The 17,675-nt window shown below is 60.8% G+C and carries 12 protein-coding genes; 3 read left to right on the top strand and 9 right to left on the bottom strand.

From position 1 onward, the window contains the following. Positions 1 to 133: 133 nt before the first annotated feature. From AC3WRD_RS28200 to AC3WRD_RS28185, 4 genes are all read right to left on the bottom strand, one after another. On the bottom strand, positions 134 to 1,312 hold the full coding sequence (locus AC3WRD_RS28200) for a PepSY-associated TM helix domain-containing protein (protein ID WP_102620523.1): 1,179 nt from the start codon (positions 1,310 to 1,312) through the stop codon (positions 134 to 136). A gap of 76 nt (positions 1,313 to 1,388) precedes the next feature. Continuing rightward, positions 1,389 to 3,890 carry a TonB-dependent siderophore receptor gene (locus tag AC3WRD_RS28195; protein ID WP_102620524.1) on the bottom strand — a complete coding sequence of 834 codons (2,502 nt, stop codon included), beginning with the start codon at positions 3,888 to 3,890 and terminating at the stop codon, positions 1,389 to 1,391. A gap of 86 nt (positions 3,891 to 3,976) precedes the next feature. Next, the gene (locus tag AC3WRD_RS28190) at positions 3,977 to 4,990 is read right to left on the bottom strand and encodes a FecR domain-containing protein (RefSeq protein WP_102620525.1); all 1,014 of its coding nucleotides are present in this window, start codon (positions 4,988 to 4,990) and stop codon (positions 3,977 to 3,979) included. Then, positions 4,990 to 5,490 carry a sigma-70 family RNA polymerase sigma factor gene (locus tag AC3WRD_RS28185; protein WP_102620526.1) on the bottom strand — a complete coding sequence of 167 codons (501 nt, stop codon included), beginning with the start codon at positions 5,488 to 5,490 and terminating at the stop codon, positions 4,990 to 4,992. Before AC3WRD_RS28185 ends, AC3WRD_RS28190 begins: the two co-directional genes overlap by 1 nt. A gap of 311 nt (positions 5,491 to 5,801) precedes the next feature. Here AC3WRD_RS28185 and AC3WRD_RS28180 point away from each other — a divergent pair, with 311 nt between their 5' ends. Beyond that, positions 5,802 to 7,682 carry a methyl-accepting chemotaxis protein gene (locus AC3WRD_RS28180; RefSeq protein WP_102620527.1) on the top strand — a complete coding sequence of 627 codons (1,881 nt, stop codon included), beginning with the start codon at positions 5,802 to 5,804 and terminating at the stop codon, positions 7,680 to 7,682. Positions 7,683 to 7,741: 59 nt separating this feature from the next. On the opposite strand, the gene AC3WRD_RS28175 is transcribed toward AC3WRD_RS28180, so the two are convergent. From AC3WRD_RS28175 to AC3WRD_RS28155, 5 genes are all read right to left on the bottom strand, one after another. Further along, positions 7,742 to 8,209, bottom strand: coding sequence for an SRPBCC family protein (locus tag AC3WRD_RS28175; protein ID WP_102620528.1), 468 nt, complete (start codon positions 8,207 to 8,209; stop codon positions 7,742 to 7,744). Between the two features lie 23 nt (positions 8,210 to 8,232). Next, positions 8,233 to 11,622 carry an amino acid adenylation domain-containing protein gene (locus tag AC3WRD_RS28170; RefSeq protein WP_102620529.1) on the bottom strand — a complete coding sequence of 1,130 codons (3,390 nt, stop codon included), beginning with the start codon at positions 11,620 to 11,622 and terminating at the stop codon, positions 8,233 to 8,235. Between the two features lie 13 nt (positions 11,623 to 11,635). Beyond that, positions 11,636 to 12,565 (bottom strand): diiron oxygenase, encoded by a 930-nt coding sequence (locus AC3WRD_RS28165; protein ID WP_102620530.1) that lies wholly within the window; start codon positions 12,563 to 12,565, stop codon positions 11,636 to 11,638. Then, complete coding sequence (locus AC3WRD_RS28160; RefSeq protein ID WP_096823044.1) at positions 12,562 to 13,335, bottom strand: DUF3050 domain-containing protein; 774 nt, start codon at positions 13,333 to 13,335, stop codon at positions 12,562 to 12,564. Before AC3WRD_RS28160 ends, AC3WRD_RS28165 begins: the two co-directional genes overlap by 4 nt. A 754-nt stretch (positions 13,336 to 14,089) precedes the next feature. Then, positions 14,090 to 14,800, bottom strand: a complete 711-nt coding sequence (locus tag AC3WRD_RS28155) for a GntR family transcriptional regulator (protein ID WP_102620531.1) — start codon at positions 14,798 to 14,800, stop codon at positions 14,090 to 14,092. Positions 14,801 to 14,996: 196 nt separating this feature from the next. Between AC3WRD_RS28155 and lapG the strand changes: the two genes are divergently transcribed. Continuing rightward, positions 14,997 to 15,689, top strand: coding sequence for a cysteine protease LapG (lapG, locus tag AC3WRD_RS28150; RefSeq protein WP_096823042.1), 693 nt, complete (start codon positions 14,997 to 14,999; stop codon positions 15,687 to 15,689). Positions 15,690 to 15,703: 14 nt separating this feature from the next. Continuing rightward, positions 15,704 to 17,647: a cyclic di-GMP receptor LapD gene (gene lapD / locus AC3WRD_RS28145; RefSeq protein WP_096823041.1), complete on the top strand. Its 1,944-nt coding sequence runs from the start codon at positions 15,704 to 15,706 to the stop codon at positions 17,645 to 17,647. Positions 17,648 to 17,675 lie beyond the last annotated feature (28 nt).

Here is a 17,675-nt window from a genome sequence, read left to right as displayed (position 1 = left end):
ACGATGCATCGCCGATGGTAGTGTGGGGTTTCCCCATGTGAGAGTAGGTCATCGTCAAGATTAAATTCCGAAACCCCTGTTTGCTAACGCAGACAGGGGTTTTGTCGTTTCAGAGCCTACAAAAGTCCGATCTTCAAACCGCTCTGCGTGCCTTGTTACTTCGACGAGCCTGCCATTTGCGCCACCAGATGTAGACGCCAGTCCCCGACAACCCCGCAATCAGAACACCCAATACCGCGATCATCACTTGCCCGGTAAAGCCTATGATCCGTCCTCCATGTATCGGCAACTGCAACCGATAAAACCGCTCTCCCAACGTCCCTTCTCCTGCGATTTCCTGCCCCAGTAATCGCCCGTCCGTACCGTGGAAAAACAACCAGGATTTACCATGGGCCTCGGTGTCATGCTGTCCAAACCCCGCACCGTAGAAGTTGTACTCAAAGCTGTAATACAACTCACCGATTGCCGCAGTCAGTCCCAACCTTTTTCCCTCCTGCTGCGCCCTTTCGTAGGCCTGTTGATAACTCAGTCGAGTGAACCCCAGTTCGTCGGCAGGCATCCGCCCTCGGGCCTCATACACGCTCGGTTCAATCGGAGAGAGCAGCGACGCCACCGGTTTGAAGACCTGACTCGGCAAGTTCATGGCCACGCTGCTGACGGCTATCGGCAGCAATAACAACCACAGCCACAGGCCCCCCGCGCGATGCAGATCGAAGTTGAGCCGATAGGCATGCCCGCCCTTGATCTTCCAGGCCGTCGACCACTTCTTCCAGAACGGTTTACCCCGAGGCAAAGTCAGCCAGAGAGCAATAAAGCAATCGATCACCCAGGCAATGGCCACCAATCCCATCAACAGCAAACCCCAGTTCCCGGGCAGCGTCAGGTTGTAGTGGAACTCGAGAATGAACGGAACGAAGTTCTCACGCTGGAAACAGCACTCACCCCAGTAACGCTGGCCTTTTCGCTCGCCACTGACCGGGTCGAGGTAGAACACCTGATTACGCTCATCGAACGGTTTGCCCGTCGCCGGATCATTACGTGGAACCGCCGCCAGCAAGGCTGTGTGACCTGCCTCATTCGGATACTCCATGTACCAGACCAGCAGCCTCGGATGTGCAGATTGCACCGCATCGACCAGCTCACCTGGCGGTAGACGCTGCCCCTCGGCCGACGCCGTGTAAAACCCAGGATTCAGCCACTCATCCAGCTCATGGTTGAACGCCAGAATGCTCCCGGTGATTCCCGCCAGCAGCAGAAACACAGCCGTGGCCAACCCGATGTACCGGTGCAGTAAAACCAGAAACGAACGCATGAAATTTTCCCCACGAATACGACAAAGCCAGTCCCTGAATCTCAGGGACTGGCTTTTTTATGCACAAGACAAAGGCTTAGAACTGGTAGCTGACCGTGGCGGCGACGTTGCGCTCCTCGCCCATGTAGCAAAAGTTCAGACTGGCGCAGGAGGCCACGTAGGATTCGTTGGTCAGGTTGTTCGCATTCAGGCGTACGTCCACACCCTTCAAGCCAACTTTGCCCAGGTCATAACCGATCGACGCGTCGAACAACGTGTAGGACGGCACCTTCATGGTGTTCTCTGCATCCGCCCAGCTGTAGCCGACGTAACGCACACCGCCGCCCACTCGCACGCCATCAAGCGCCGCACTGTCGAACTTGTAGTCCGCCCACAGCGATGCCATGTGACGCGGTGCCTGGGTTGGCGAGTTGCCTTTGTTCTCGATCACGTTTGTCGGGGTGCTCAGGGTGCTGACCATCGACTTCGAGTACTCGATGTCAGTGAAGGTGTAGCTACCGAGCACTTTCAGGTTATCGGTCAACTGCATGTGCGCTTCCAGTTCCAGACCCTGAGAGCGGACAGCGCCTACAGCGCGATAGAAGTTTTCCTGTGGCAGTTTGGTCGCCAGATTTTCCTGGTCGATGCGGAACAGCGAGGCCGTGAACAGATTGTCGGTGCCGGGTGGCTGGTATTTCAGACCCGCTTCCCACTGCGTGCCATCCGTTGGAGCCAGCGGATTACCGGCGCTGTCGGCATAGGAGTTCGGGTTGAACGACTCCGAGTAGCTGATGTACGGCGCCAGGCCGTTATCGAACAGGTACAGCGCCCCGACACGGCCCGTCAGTTTGGTGCGCTTGTCGCTGATCTCGGTGCCGACCGGACGGCCCGCCTCGGCAATCCGGTTCTCCTCGGACGTCTCTACCCAGTCCTGCCGCAGACCGAGGGAGAAGCGCCATTTGTCCATCTCAATCAGGTCTTGCAGGTAAACCCCGGTCTGCTCCAGGCGCCGCAGGTAACTGGTCTCACCGTACGGCGTAATAGCGGAATTGCCGTACACCGGGTTGAACGCATTGATCGGCGCCAGGCCACCGCTGGTCCAGTCGACCACGGTTTTGCGTCGCTGGTAATCCGCTCCCATCAGCACCGTGTGCTTGGTCGCACCGGTGAAGAATTCGGCCTGGAGCATGTTGTCGACGATGAACGCATGCAGTCGCTCGTCACCGCCGGTGTAGTAGCGATTCAGCTCGTTGCTGGTCGGCGACGTCCAGCCATAGGCGTACACCTGATCCATGTTCACTTTGGAGTCGAGGTAGCGGAAGTTCTGCCGTGCGGTGAAGACGTCGTTGAAGCGATGTTCGAACTGATAGCCGAACGACTGCTGATCGCGGGAGTAACCATCGACTCCCGGTTCGCCTTCGAAGAAGTGCGGTGAGATCCGGTTGCCGTTGCGCTGATGAATCGTGCCGTCGGCCGGCACGCCACCGTGATAGCCGCCATCCGGGTCATGTTGCAGATACGCCTGCAGGGTCAGTGAAGTGTCTTCGTTGAAATCGATGCTGACCGTCGGCGCGAGGGCGAAGCGTTTTTCCTTGTTGTGGTCGAATTGCGTGTCGGACTGATCCGTCAAACCGATCAGACGATAGGCGATGCGCTTGTCGTCATCGACCGGGCCGCTGAAGTCAAAACCAACACCGCGCTGGCCCTGAGTGCCAACGGTGGCCTGAACCTGATGATAGGCCTCGTACAACGGTTTCTTGCTGGTCAACGCCACCAGCCCGCCCGGTGAACTGCGGCCGTACAACACCGACGACGGGCCTTTGAGAATGTCCACGCGCTCGAGGAAATAAGGATCGACCTGCATGGTGCTGTAGGTGCCGCTGTCGCCCATGGACTTGAGGCCGTCGAGGTAGATGTTATCCACCGAGCCATCGTTGAAGCCGCGCATCGCCACGTAGTCGTAACGGTGCGTGGCGCCATAGGGGTTGGTCAGCACACCGGGGGTGTAGCGCATGGCCTGGGACACGGTTTGCGAGCCCTGATCGTCCATTTGCTCGCGGGTGACCACGGACACGCTTTGCGAAGTTTCCAGCAGCGCGGTACTGGTTTTGGTGGCGATCTGACTGTGCGTTGCGTTGTAGCCGTCCATGCTGCCCAGTGCGTTGCCGAGGGCAAAACCTTTGATGTCAGTGGTCGGCAGGGCCAGGGCTTCGGTTTCTGCGACGGAGCGCAACACGTAGCTGCTGCTGTCCTGGCTGACCGCCTCCAGACCCGAGCCACCGAGCAGATGACTCAGTGCCTGATCGGTCGAATACTCGCCCTGTACGCCGGGTGATTGCCGGCCTTGAGTCTGTTGTGGGGTCATCGACAACGTGATGCCGGCCTGGCGCGCGAACTGATTCAGCGCCTCGCCCAGTGGCCCCGCGGCGATGTTGTAGCGATGGCTGCTGACCTCACTGCCGCTCGCCGCGACGCTCAGGTTCGGCAGCAGGCCGACGCCCAGTGCCGTGGAGAACAACGCGGCCCGAACGGCGTGGCGCAGAAGGCCCGATTCGGCAGTGAAATTCAGAGGGTTCTTACAGATAACGCGCGCAGTCATTGTAGGTTTCCGTGGCAAGTCGCGAAGGCTGAATTGAAGTGCTTACTGACTAAGCCGGCCTTGCCACGAAAACCCGCCAAAAAATTTCAGACTGCTCGTTCCAGCGTGACCCACCAGCGGGTGCGATAGCGCAATTGCACCGGCAGCGTCTGCGGCAAAATTGCCAGCAACTTGTCGGTGTCATCGAGGCGGAACACGCCGGACAAGCGCAGATCCGCCACCTGCGGGGCGCAATTCAGGAAGCCCTGGCGATAGCGACCAACCTCTTTGAGGAAGTCACCCAGGCGCATATTGCGCGTCACGATAAGCCCGTCGATCCAGGCGCCGGCATCCATGTCCAGCGGCGGAGCGGGACGCGCCTGATGGTGATCGATCAAGTAACTCTGACCGGCAAGCACCTCGGTGGAAGCGCCATCGCTCGTCCGCGGCGAATGAATCGCGACCCGGCCACTGGTGACGCTCAGGCGCGTGCAATCACCTTCCTGACGCAGGATGAACCGCGCGTTGAACGGCTCATAACTGCCATGACGATTTTGCACTCGCAGCGGTCGATCAATCCCCGAACCTTCGTCGGCGCCGCCGCAGGTCACGATGATCTCGCCCCGGGTCAGTTTGATCAGCCGCTGTTGCGCGGTGTAATCGAGGTCCACGGCGCTGGCCGTGTTCAGTTCGATCCGCGTACCGTCGGGCAACTGGAATCCGCGGCGCTCGCCGGTGGCGGTAGCGTAATCGGCGCTCCACTGCTGCCAGGCTGACGTGTCTTTGGCCAGCCACGCGGCGGAGCCCATCAACAACGCACCGGACAGCAGCTTCAATGCCTGACGGCGACCCAGGCTCTGCGCACTGTTTTCCAGTGTGTTGAATGCCACTTGCGCACCCGGAACGGCGCGCAGATTTTGGGTCAGCTCACTTTGCAACGACTGCACCCGCTGCCAGGCCAGTTCGTGATCGTGGTGCTCGGCGCGCCATTGTTCACATTGGTGGTTCAGGCGCGGATTTCCGTGGTTATTACGCAGGCGCAGCAGCCAGTGGATCGCCTGTTTGACCACTTGTTGCGGTGGCTCGGCGCGGCGGGCGAGTGACACATTATCCACCGGCATCAGCTTTCGTACCGCAGCACGTAGCAGTGATACAGCGCATCGGCGACGTAGCGCTCCACCGAGCGCAAGGACAGGCCCATCTGCTCGGCGATCTGCTTGTGGGTCAAACCTTCGCACTGCGCCAGCAGAAACGCCTGACGTACTTTTGGCTTCAGTCCTTCAAGCATGCGGGCAATGCTTTCCAACAGCTCGATCACCAGTGCGCGGGATTCGGCGCTGGGTGTTTCGGCTTCCGGCAAGTGGGCGATGGTTTTCAGATACGCGCGTTCGATTTCCTCACGACGCCAATGGTCGATCACCAATCCACGAGCGATGGTGCGCAGAAACGCGCGGGGCGCCTTGAGCTCGAGACGTTCGGTGCGTTGCAGCAGACGCACGAAGGTGTCCTGGGCCAGATCCGCCGCATCGGCCGCATTGCCCAGCCGCGCGCGCAACCAGCCGTTGAGCCAGCTGTGATGACGACTGTAAAGCGCCTGTACTGCAAACTCAGGTGAGGACATGAACGCGACAGCCCGAACGTCACAAATGATAATTAGTCGCATTGTCATCAAGGGTTACAGAATTTGCAACCGGCGCTGCAAAACAGTCATCAAAAAATGACAGGCGAACGCTCTGGCACGCCGTTCGGCGGGAATCTGGCAGAAATGCCGCCCATTTCCTACAAAACGCTAAGTTTTCTCCGAAGCGTGCCGACAGACTGGTGAGACATGCGTGCACCAAAGTAGAGCGGCCATCAGAACGCTGCCTGCGCTGTACATGGAATGTTGCATCCGGAACGCATCCCCACTTTTGGCATAAGAAGTCCCATGAAATGAATCTCAAGTTCAGCCATAAAATCCTGTTGGCCGCCTCGGGCGTCGTGGTCCTGGCGTTCGCGCTGTTCACTCTGTACAACGACTATCTGCAGCGAAACACCATTCGCCAGAACCTCCAGTCCTCCGTCCAGCAGGCCGGCGACCTGACCGCCAGCAGTGTGCAGAACTGGATGAGCGGGCGCATTCTGGTGCTGGAAAACCTCGCGCAGAACGTCGCCCATCAAGGCAAGAATGCCGACTTCCCTGGGCTGGTCGATCAACCGGCTTTCACCTCGAACTTCCAGTTCACCTACGTCGGCCAGGCTAACGGTGTGTTCACCCAGCGCCCTGACGCGAAGATGCCGGACGGTTACGACCCGCGTCAGCGCCCTTGGTACAAGCAGGCCGTGGCCGCTGACCAGACCATGCTGACCCCGCCATACATGGCCGCCGTCGGCGGTCTGGTGGTGACCATCGCCATGCCGGTGAAAAAGAACGGCGAGCTGCTCGGCGTAGTGGGCGGTGACCTGAGCCTGGAAACCCTGGTGAAGATCATCAACTCGGTGGACTTCGGTGGCCTGGGCCACGCGTTCCTGGTCAGCGGTGACGGTCAGGTGATCGTCAGCCCGGACAAAGACCAGGTGATGAAGAACCTCAAGGACATCTACCCGAACGCCGATGTGCGCATCCAGAAGGGCAACCAGAATGTGATGCTCAACGGCCAGGAACGCATCCTGTCGTTCACCCCGGTCACGGGTCTGCCGAATGCCGAGTGGTACATCGGTCTGTCGATCGACCGCGACAAGGCCTACGCCGCACTCAGCCAGTTCCGTACTTCGGCACTGATCGCGATGTTCGTCGCAGTGGGCGCGATTGCGGTCTTCCTGAGCCTGTTGATCACCGTGCTGATGCGTCCGCTGATCACCATGGGCCGTGCGATGCAGGACATCGCCCAGGGCGAAGGCGATCTGACCCGTCGTCTGGTAGTGGAAAGCAAAGACGAGTTCGGCGAGCTGGGCAGTTCGTTCAACCAGTTCGTGGAGCGGATTCACGCGTCCATTTCCGAAGTGTCTTCCGCGACTCGCCACGTACACGACCTGTCGCAACGGGTGATGGCATCGTCCAACGCCTCGATCATCGGTTCCGACGAGCAAAGCGCGCGCACCAACAGCGTGGCTGCGGCGATCAATCAATTGGGTGCCGCCACCCAGGAAATCGCCCGCAACGCCGCCGATGCTTCGCAACACGCCAGCGGCGCGAGCGAGCAGGCCGATGACGGTCGTCAGGTGGTCGAGCAGACGATTCAGGCGATGACTGAGCTGTCGCAAAAGATCAGCCTGTCGTGCACCCAGATCGAAACCCTGAATGCGAGCACCGACAACATCGGCCACATTCTCGATGTGATCAAAGGCATCTCCCAGCAGACCAACCTGCTGGCGCTCAACGCAGCCATCGAAGCGGCCCGTGCCGGTGAAGCCGGACGCGGTTTCGCGGTGGTGGCGGACGAGGTGCGCAACCTCGCTCACCGCACCCAGGAATCGGCGGAAGAGATCCACAAGATGATCACCTCGCTGCAGGTCGGCTCGCGCGAAGCGGTGACCACCATGAACGCCAGTCAGGCGTCCAGCGAAGAGAGCGTTGAAGTGGCGAACCAGGCCGGTCTGCGTCTGGTCAGCGTGACCCAGCGCATCGGCGAAATCGACGGCATGAACCAGTCGGTGGCAGCGGCTACCGAAGAACAGACTGCGGTGGTGGAAACCCTCAACGTCGACGTCAACCAGATCAACCTGCTGAACCAGCAGAGCGTGGCCAACCTCAATGAAACGTTGAAGGATTGCGATGCGTTGTCGCAGCAGGCCAACCGTTTGAAACAACTGGTCGACAGCTTCAAGATCTGATCGCTTGCGGTCAAAAAACAGCCCGCTGCGGAGTGATCCGCAGCGGGCTTTTTCATGCCTTACACAAACAGCTTCAGCACATTGCCCATCGCATCATCGGCGAACCCCTGCACGAAATCCTTGAACCCCGGCAGCGCCTCAGGGCCGCCGGAAGCCGGCTCGGCAATGATCGTCCAGGTCGCCCGCGACTTGCCCGCGCCCAGCGATTCCACATTCATCGCCGCCCACAGATTGGCCACGCCCAGGGTGTTGTAGATCGTGGTCCAGGTCATGTTCAGCGCCTGGTCATCCCGGGAGTTGAGTTGCTCGACCACCACGTTGCCATCCTTGAAGAACTTCTTGCGCAGCGAAGACACGCCTTCGCCGGTCATCTCGATGTGCGACAGCGCCGGAATGAAACGGTCGAAGCCGTCGAATTTGCCGACCACCGCCCACACTTGCTTGGCGTCCACCGGCACTTCCACCGAAGACACGACGTGGCAGCCGTGAGGGTTTTTGATCAGGGTGTCGGGTTGAAGATTGCTCATGGTGTTGCTCCTTGGTGGTTGATTCAGATGAAGTTGATTTCTTTCAGGTAATCGCAGCCGCGGCGCAGCAGCGCCGGGGATTTTTCCGGGTAGTGCGCGCCCATCTGCTGCACGCCGGCCTGGGCGTTGGCATGGCCGATCAGGGAGATGTCGCCGATGTCTTCCTCGAAGCCGTTGAGGTAGAAACCGAGCACGCCGAACAGCGCGTTGTCGGCATCGACCCGGCCCAGTTGCTGCTGCCAGTCGGCGACGCTGACCAGCGAAAACTCGCTGCCGGTTTCGCGGAATGACGCGACGTAGGCATCCCAGCTCAGAGGCTCTGGGTTATGCAGGTTGAACACCGCCCGTTCGGCCGAATAACGGCTGGCGTGGAAGGCGATGAAACGGGCGAGAAAGTCCACCGGCATCAGGTCGAAGTTCAGCGCGAAGGCCGGCACCTGCCCGAGCTGGATCGAGCCCTTGAGCATCAGCATCAAACGGTTCTTGTGCGGCTGGCAGACGCCGCTGAGGCTGTTGAAACTGATGTTGCCGGGCCGATACAGATTGACCCGCACCCCGCGTTCCCGCGCCCGTTCGAGGATGCGTTCACCGACCCATTTCGACAGGTTGTAGCCGTTGCGGATGTAGATCGGCGGCGTCGGTGCGGCGGGCAATTCCAGCACCCGGCCTGCGTCGTCGACAGTGCTGGAGGCCGACAGCGTCGAGACGAAGTTGAAGACCTTCTTGCTGCGCCCTTCGCACAGCCTGAGCAGTTCGAAAATCGGCTCGACGTTGTCCGCCGCCAGCGACTCGTAGTCGAGGACGTGATTGACGTTGGCGGCGTTGTGCACCAGCGCGCCGAACTCCCGATCCAGTCGTTCGAAATCGCTATCGGCCAGGCCCAGTTGCGGCCGGGTGATGTCGGCCGAATAGACCCGCACCCGGCTCAGGTCCAGATGTTCCAGCCGGTTCTCTCGCAACGAATGGGCAAAGCGCTGCGCCGCGGTTTGCCCGCCGCCGTCGCGCACCAGGCACGCCACCTCGCTGGCGCCCCAACCCAACAACGCCTCGACGATGTGCACGCCGACAAAACTGTTGGCGCCGGTGACGATCACCTTGTGCACATCGCCCATGCGGCTGATCGGCAACGGCTCGATTGCCAGCGGTCGCTCGGCGTCGGCCATCGCCTGGGCGCTGAGTACCGCGATGTCATCGGTGCCGCGCACCAGTGTGGCGAGCTTGGCGATGGTCGGCAGTTCGATGAAGCGGTTGATGGAGATGCTGCGGCCGAATTCTTCCCGCAGACGCAGGAGCATGCGCGACAGCAGAATCGAGTGACCACCGAGATTGAAGAAGCTTTCGTCGGTGGAAATGTCGCTGGTCGGCAGCTCCAGCAACTCGCCCCAGATCTCCAGCAGCAGCGCTTCGTCGGCGTTGGCCGGCAGGCATTTGGGGCCGCTGTCCTGCACGCTGACCGGCAGCTCCAGCAAGGCCTTACGGTCGACTTTACCGTTGGCGGCGAACGGCATGTTCGGCAGTTCCGTCCACGCTACCGGTTGCATGTAGTCGGGCAAAAACTGCTGGGCGTGTGCCTTCAGCGCATCACGGGCGGCGCCTGATTGCGGCTGGGCGAGGAATGCCAGAATTCGTCGCTGACTGTCGATCACCACGGCGATCTGCCGATACAGCTGGCTCTCGCGCAGGCACCGTTCGATCTCTTCCGGCTCGACCCGGAAGCCGCGGATCTTCACCTGATTGTCGCGGCGTCCGCACAGCTCGATGCCATCCTCGCCCCACTTGGCCATGTCGCCGCTGCGGTAAGCGCGCAGACGCTGACCGTCCGGCAACTCCAGGTCCAGATAGCGCTCCGCCGTCTGCTGTGGATTGTTCAGGTAACCCAGGCATACACCCGGGCCGACGATGAACAGTTCGCCTACCGTTTGCTCGGCCACCGGTTGTAGATCGTCATCGAGGATCAGCACCTGGCTGTTGGCAATCGGCCCGCCGAGGGTTCGATTGCTGTCGCCCGGTTGCAGTTGCCGCGCGGTGATCAACACCGTGGCTTCGGTGGGGCCGTAGAGGTTGTGCAGCTTGCCCTGGCGCGTCAGCTGTTCAATCACGAACGGCTCGCAGACATCGCCGCCGGTCATGATTTGCCCGACGCTTTGCAGTTGCTCCAGCGGCAGGATGCTCAACAGCGCCGGCGGAAGGAACGCATGGGTCAGCTGCCGGCGGCGAATCAGCGCCACCAGTTGCAGCGGATCGCGGCGCTGGTTGTCGTCGGGCACCACCAGTTCCGCGCCTTCGAGCAGGGTCGGGAAGATGTCGATCAGCGACGAGTCAAAACTCAGCGACGAGAACTGCAACACCCGACTCTCGGCGTGCAACTGCACGTAATCGGCGTACCACGCGGTGAAGTGCGCAAGGTTCGCCTGGCTGAGCAGCACACCCTTCGGATGCCCGGTGGTGCCAGAGGTGTAGAGCGCCATGCACGGCGCATCGAGCTCAGGCCGACGACGCATCAACGGCAATGACAGATCGGCGTCAGTGCTGTCGATGCGGCTGACATCCAGCCCCGGCATCGAAGCGCTCAGCGGATGTTCGCCGTCGTGCAGCAGCAACACCGCCCCGGCGTTTTCCAGAATGTACTGCTGGCGCTGAAGCGGATGGCTCGGCTCCAGCGGCAGGTACACCGCGCCGCTGCCGAGAACCGCCAGGATCGAAGCAAACAGCGCATCGCATTTCGGCAGGCAAATCCCCACCACCCACGGTTGCGGTTGTGTCTCCAGCATTGCCAGCAACCGTTGCTGGATCGCCCGGCTGTGATCATGCAACTGGCGATAGCTGATCGACTGCTCGGCGAGGTGCAGCGCCGGGCGCTCCGCATGCTCGATCAGACTCTGTTGCAGCCGCTCGATCACCGGAGTCTGTGCCTGTTGCAGCAACGGCGGGTTGGCCGTGGCGTTGAAGCGATGCACATAGGCCAGGCTGTCGAGAAACAGCAGGTTTTCCACCTGCTCGAAGTCCGGCGCACGGGCCGTCTCTGCGTGCTGGAAATACTCGGCATCGCGGGAGAAACGACTGACCAGCAGCGCCACTTCATCCACCACTAGCGCCAGTGTTCGCTGGCGCAGGGCCTGACCGTTGCCGGAGGACTCGTCGGCAATCGGCACGCGGCTCAGCAGTGTCGAGTTGCAGACGCAAAGGAGATCGAGCACCGGCAGTCCGCCGACGCCTGTTGCTCCAATTCCCAGACGCAAGGTCAGGTGCGGTGTCGCGCCGTGATCCTGTGGCGCAAGGCTACCGTCATCGATTACCAGATCCACCGACGGAACAGCGTCTGTCAGCAATGCATGACCGTGTTGTTCGAGCTCCTGCGCCAGGTCGGTCAAGGCCTGGCTGCGGCCCATCAGCAAAATGTCGAGACGTCTCATGTCAGCCTCCTTGTCAAACCAGGTAGTCGCGCAGGGCGTGCTGTACGCACGGTGTATCGAGCAGTGAACTGTTGTGGAAAAACCGCACGATGTTGCCCACCAGCGGGTGGTGGCGATTGATCGGGAAGGCCAGCCCGGCCATCTCGTCTTTCAGTGCGCGGCGGGTTGCGTCGTTGACCGGCAAGGCATCGATCAGGCGCAGGTCGAATGCCTTCTGGATGTCGTTGGTCAGGTAGTGGCCGATGAACACCGGCAGGATCTGCGCGATGCATTCGCGATCCGCGTCGCTTGCGGTGTGCCAGTAGATGCGCACCATCCGCGCCCAGAAACTCGAATGGCGACCCTCGTCGAGCAAGTGGTCGGCCATCAGCCCCTTGATCGACGGCTTGACCGTGTCGTCCCGGGCGAACGCCGCGACATCGCCAGTCACAGTGTTCTCGGCGATGGCCACGCAGATCAGCTCCACGGCGCTGCGCAGATGCTCCGGGGCCAGTTCGACGGCGGCCGGAATCGCCCGGCTCAGTTCGATTTCATTCGGCAACTCGATGGGCTCGATGCCGGTCATGGCCACGGTCTGCTGCATGAAATCCATCGCCACCAGCGCGTGGTAATCCTCGTCCACCACCACGGTCATGGCGTCGTAGCGACAGGCGAACGGGAAGGCCACGGCGAAGCGGTTCTTGGCGATGCTGCGGGCGGTCTTGTCGACGATCTCAGTCTCGAAAATCACCACGTCGTTGATGAATTTGTACAGCGTCTGCACCAGCGCAAAGTCCCGTTGCTCGGGGCATTCGCGCAGGAAGGTTTCACTGAGCACCAACGGCTGGCGACTGAGCGGGTAGATCAGCCGCGCGTCGTCCTCCAGCACGCGGCGCGGCCGGGTGCGGATGGTGGCGCGGCTTTCCCAGGCGTCGGCGAAGGATTGGTAGTCGGCGGCGTTCATTCAGCCACCTCCGCCAACGGCTCGCGCATGCTCAGGCGCAGGCCGTCCCACAGGGCGATGCGGCTTTCCACGGCGGCGACGGCGCTGGCGTAGACCTCGGCTTCACGCTGCGGATCGCCATCGACCAGTCGCTCCAACAGTTGCTCCGCTGCCGGGCCGTGGTCTTCGGAGTCGACCTCGATGTGTCGTTCCAGGTAGTAACGGAAGGTCGGCGCCTGTTCGACACCGATGCCCCAGGCATCGAGCATGCGCTGGAACATGGTCGGGATCACGCTCTCGCGGCCATGCAGGAAGGCGGCGGCGACGCTGTGCCCTGGCGCATGCAGCGCGGTGTGCAAGGTGTCGCGGACGAACTGCGCGGCGGCCGGGTCGACGTCGACGCTTTGCAACGCGACGTCATAGCTCACGCCTTCCTGTTGCAGCGCGACGAAACGCTCCACCGCCGAGGTGCTCGCACCGACTTCGCGCATCGCATCCAGGTACAACTCGAAGTGACTGTAATGCCCGTGTGACAGCCGATCGTCCGACTCTTCGCCGAGCACGATTTCATTGATCAGTCGCGCGGCGTGCGGATCGCGCGGCGGCAGCCACGGCAGGCGGGTGCACGTCAGTTCCTGTTGCAGTCGTTTGGTCAGCGACATGAAGTCCCACACGGCAAATACGTGGGACTCCATGAAGCGTCGCAACACCGACAGCGAATCGATTTCGGAGAAGATCGGGTGAACGCTGAGTTCGGCTTTCTTTTGGGCGAGTTGTTCTTTAGTTGGCATGATGCGAGCCTCTGGCTTATAGGGATATAGGGACTTCTCAATCAATGGCTAACAACGTTGGATATAGTTTCCAGGCGAGCGATAGCCTCATTCGTTTCGATGAAAGTTAAAGTTTCATTGAAAGCCCAGGTACAACGGCATATCGCTGAAGGCGGCTGTGAACTGGGCCATATTGTTGGGTCTCGCCGGTTTGTCGGTTCGCTACAAAACCCGGCGTAGAAAAACTAATACATCGCAAAACAACTTAACAAGTATATTTTCAATTAATTTAAGTTGGCCATTTTTCAAGTATGAGCGAGGCTGATAAAACTTTTAAGTTGAGTTTTATTTGGGCGTAGTTGCTCCTTTCGGCGTTTAAAGGCCAAAATTGAATAACAAGAGTGAATGCCTCACTCGAAGCAACTTTCTAATGAAGTAATTGAAATGATCTGAGGGGATGAAGTTGGCCTGATACGGCGGCGAATCTTCCTTTTCCCGTGACAAGGCTCCTTCCGTAGGTTCCTGGTGCGGAGACTGCTGCCGGGGCGGCGCGTCCCCGTTCTATAGTGGGTTGGCGATTCAAGGGTGCGCGTAAATCGGCGCCGCGGCTATCGTCGAAAATGACTTCCTTGCGGTGCAAATTCCGGGCTGTTCGAAGCAGGGGGGAGGTTAGAGCGCAGGCGCCGAAGTGCCACGGCAATTGAGCGTGACCGGCGTGGGGATTTGTAAGCGGGTTATTCGCCGGGGGAGCGGGGGCTCACCCGGGAGGGGACTTTCAGAGTGCCGCCTGGCGGCTTTTGGAGGCGGAGCTGGCCAGATAGCGAGTGATCACCTCGACACCCCGATTGAGGTGCTGCTCCAGAAGCATCACCGCCTGTTGGGTGTCGCGTTCTTTAACGGCCTGCAGCAGCGCCCGGTGATCGTCCTGGGACAGTTTGCCCAGGCCCATGGCCTCGAGGTTGAAACGCAGGAAGCGCTCCTCTTCATTCAAGCCATCCTCGACCAGCCGCAGCAGTCGGCCGTTCGGGGATTTGCAGTAAAGCGCCATGTGGAACAGACGGTTGAGCCGGCCGATCTCGGTGTAGTCGTGCTCGGTTTCCAGCTCTTCGATGTAGCCGGCGGCGCGATCGTGATCGGCAGGGGTCAGCAGCGGGATCGACTGGCGCAGCGCTTCGGATTCCAGCAGGATGCGCAGCTCATAGGTTTCGGTCGCGTCACCCTGAATCAGCGGCGCTACGACGGCCCCTTTGTGCGCAACCACATTCAGCAGGCCCTGGGCTTCCAGCTGACGCAAGGCTTCGCGCACCGGCATGCGGCTGACGCCGAACAGATCCGCCAGGTCTTGCTGGCGCACGGCGGTGCCGCACGGCAGGCGACCATCGAGGATCGCCGAGCGCAGGGTTTCTTCGATGACCGAACGCGCCAGGTGCGCGGGAATCGGGCCTTCGACTTTGATGCTGTGGAGTGGCTTGGGCTTCTGGGTCACAACTGCACACCCTGTTGACGGCTGAATTTGGATCCAAAGGACACTAGTGATTGCTCTACAGGTTGTCAAACCGTGTAGAAGAACCCTGTCATATCTGAAGTTTAGCGCGCCAGCGATGATCTCAGGGTGCCATTGTTTTTTGCTGGACTAACCTTCACCATCAAACGCCTTTCTTCCCTGCCCTGGATGCCTTGCATTGGCGGTACGTTTCGCGATCCCTCGGATTGTGCGCTGGCTTGCCTGCGCGCTGCTGCTGGCCGGCGCCATGCTGGGCGGTCTGCATGCCGATTGGGATTTTTCTGCGATCAGTCGCAAGGCTACGGCGTTGTACGGCCCTCTGGGCGCCGGACAGCAACGGATCGATGCCTGGCAGAATCTGCTGGCCACGCAGAAGCAGGTCAGCGAAATGGAAAAGCTCAAAGTGGTGAACCTGTTTTTCAACAAACAGATGCGCTACGTCGAAGATATCGACCTGTGGGGTGAAGTCGATTATTGGGAAACCCCCATCGAAGCCTTGTGGAAAGGTGCCGGCGATTGCGAAGACTATGCGATCGCCAAGTATTTCAGCCTGCGCCATCTGGGGGTGGCCAGTGACAAGTTACGCATCACCTACGTCAAGGCCTTGCGCCAGAACCGCGCGCACATGGTCCTGACTTACTATTCCAGCCCTGACGCCATGCCACTGGTGCTCGACAGCCTGATCGACCCGATCAAGCCGGCGTCCGAGCGAACCGATTTGCTGCCGGTCTACTCTTTCAATGCCGAAGGTCTGTACCTGCCGGGAGCGAAGGGCAACAAGAAGGTCGGCGACACCAAACGTCTGTCACGCTGGCAGGATGTGTTGAAGAAAATGCAGGCCGAAGGATTCCCGGTCGAGACGACTAACTAGGAGCACGCGCTCAGATGTCCTTGTTCAAACAGCTGTTGATCGCTATCTGTCTGTTCCTGGTGGTCGCCTTCACCGGCAGCTTCATGGTCAGTCTGGAAAGCTCGCGCACCCAGTACGTCAATCAGTTGCGCTCCCACGCCCAGGACGCCGCCACGGCGCTGGCGCTGTCGCTGACGCCGAATATCGACGACCCGGCGATGGTCGAGCTGCTGGTCAGTTCGATCTTCGACAGCGGTTACTACTCGAGCATCCGCGTGGTCGATCTGAAGACCGACCAGACCATCGTCGAGCGCAACGGCATTCCGGCGGTCACCAACGTGCCGGACTGGTTCGTCAAACTGATCGGTCTGGAGCCGGCCGGTGGCGATGCGCTGGTCAGCCGTGGCTGGGAGCAGGCGGCGCGGGTCGAGGTGGTCAGCCACCCGATGTTCGCCCTGGCCAAACTCTGGCAGAGCGCTTTGGGCAGTCTTGGCTGGCTGCTGGTCTGCGGCGCGGTGAGTGCGGTGCTCGGTGCGCTGTTGCTGCGTCGGCAACTGAGGCCGCTGGATTACATGGTCAAGCAATCCCACGCCATCGCCCGTCGCGAGTTCCTCAGCCTGCCGGACCTGCCGCGCACACCTGAACTGCGTCGCGTAGTGCTGGCCATGAACCAGATGGTCGAGAAGCTCAAGGCGCTGTTCCAGGAGCAGGCCGAACGCAGTGAAAAACTGCGCACCGAGTCCTATCAGGACAACCTCACGGGGCTGGCCAACCGGCGCTATTTCGAGATGCAACTGAACGCCCGGGTGAGCAACCCGGAGCAGGCCAGCTCCGGTTATCTGCTGCTGTTGCGGGTCAAGGATCTGGCCGGGCTGAACCAGCGCCTCGGCGGTCAACGCACCGATGAATTGCTCAAGGCAGTCGGCGAGCAGCTTTCCCGCGAGTGCGCCAAATACCCGGAAACCCAGAATCTCGTCACACGTATTCGCGGCGGTGAATTCGCCGTGCTGGCGCCGGGCCTGACGCGGGAAGAAGCGCTGCAACTGGCGCAAAGCCTCGACAGTGCGCTGAGCAGCCTGCATGCGACAGGCGCCACCGACGTGGCCGCCGTGGCCTCCATCGGCCTCGCACCGTTCGCCCACGGCGATTCGCCGCAAGCGGTGCTCAGCCTCGGTGATCAGGCACTGGCCCAGGCCGAAGGGCAAGGCGAGCAGAACTGGGCGTGTCTCGATCAGAGCCTGGTGGCGGACGTCGGTGACGATCACCACGCCTGGCATCGCCTGCTCGATCAGGCCCTGAGCCAGCGGCGTTTCGAGCTGTTCTTCCAGCCGGTAGTGGCGGCGCAGGACACGCAACTGGTGCTGCATTACAAGGTGCTGTCACGCTTGCTCGACGAGCAGGGCCAGACCATTCCCGCCGGACGCTTCCTGCCGTGGCTGGAGCGCTTTGGCTGGACCGCGCGGCTGGACCGACTGATGCTCGAGCGGGTGCTGGAGCAAATGGCCGGGCATGAAAAATCCCTGGCGCTGAACCTGTCGTCGGCGACCTTGGCCGATCCACAGGCGCTGAACAAAGTCTTCGAGATTCTGCGCTCGCACTCCAATCTGGGGCCGCGTCTGACCCTGGAAATCGGCGAGGAGCAATTGCCGGAACAAGCGGTGCTGGAACAGTTGACCCGGCGCCTGCGCGAACTCGGTTTCTCCCTGAGCCTGCAGCGCTTCGGCGGGCGCTTCAGCATGATCGGCAACCTGGCGCGATTGGGGCTGGCGTACTTGAAGATCGATGGCAGCTACATTCGGGCGATCGATCAGGAAAGTGACAAACGTCTGTTCATCGAGGCGATCCAGCGTGCGGCGCACAGCATCGATCTGCCGTTGATTGCCGAGCGGGTCGAGACGGAAGGGGAATTGTCGGTGATTCGCGAGATGGGCTTGTACGGGGTTCAGGGACAGCTCTTCGGTGAGCCAAAACCCTGGTGATGAATTGTCCGTTCCCACGCATAGCGTG

The sequence above is a fragment of the Pseudomonas sp. FW215-R2 genome, from assembly GCF_058789255.1.
Note: the sequence above shows the minus strand (reverse complement) of the source record. Positions and strands in the feature narration are given on the sequence as shown.

Coding starts and splice junctions, on each gene's coding strand:
- AC3WRD_RS28190 (WP_102620525.1), bottom strand. CDS start 4,990: ATGCCGGTGGATAATGTGTCACTCGCCCGCCGCGCCGAGCCACCGCAA.
- AC3WRD_RS28165 (WP_102620530.1), bottom strand. CDS start 12,565: ATGAACGCCGCCGACTACCAATCCTTCGCCGACGCCTGGGAAAGCCGC.
- AC3WRD_RS28160 (WP_096823044.1), bottom strand. CDS start 13,335: ATGCCAACTAAAGAACAACTCGCCCAAAAGAAAGCCGAACTCAGCGTT.
- AC3WRD_RS28195 (WP_102620524.1), bottom strand. CDS start 3,890: ATGACTGCGCGCGTTATCTGTAAGAACCCTCTGAATTTCACTGCCGAA.
- lapD (WP_096823041.1), top strand. CDS start 15,704: ATGTCCTTGTTCAAACAGCTGTTGATCGCTATCTGTCTGTTCCTGGTG.
- AC3WRD_RS28175 (WP_102620528.1), bottom strand. CDS start 8,209: ATGAGCAATCTTCAACCCGACACCCTGATCAAAAACCCTCACGGCTGC.
- AC3WRD_RS28200 (WP_102620523.1), bottom strand. CDS start 1,312: ATGCGTTCGTTTCTGGTTTTACTGCACCGGTACATCGGGTTGGCCACG.
- AC3WRD_RS28170 (WP_102620529.1), bottom strand. CDS start 11,622: ATGAGACGTCTCGACATTTTGCTGATGGGCCGCAGCCAGGCCTTGACC.
- AC3WRD_RS28180 (WP_102620527.1), top strand. CDS start 5,802: ATGAATCTCAAGTTCAGCCATAAAATCCTGTTGGCCGCCTCGGGCGTC.
- AC3WRD_RS28185 (WP_102620526.1), bottom strand. CDS start 5,490: ATGTCCTCACCTGAGTTTGCAGTACAGGCGCTTTACAGTCGTCATCAC.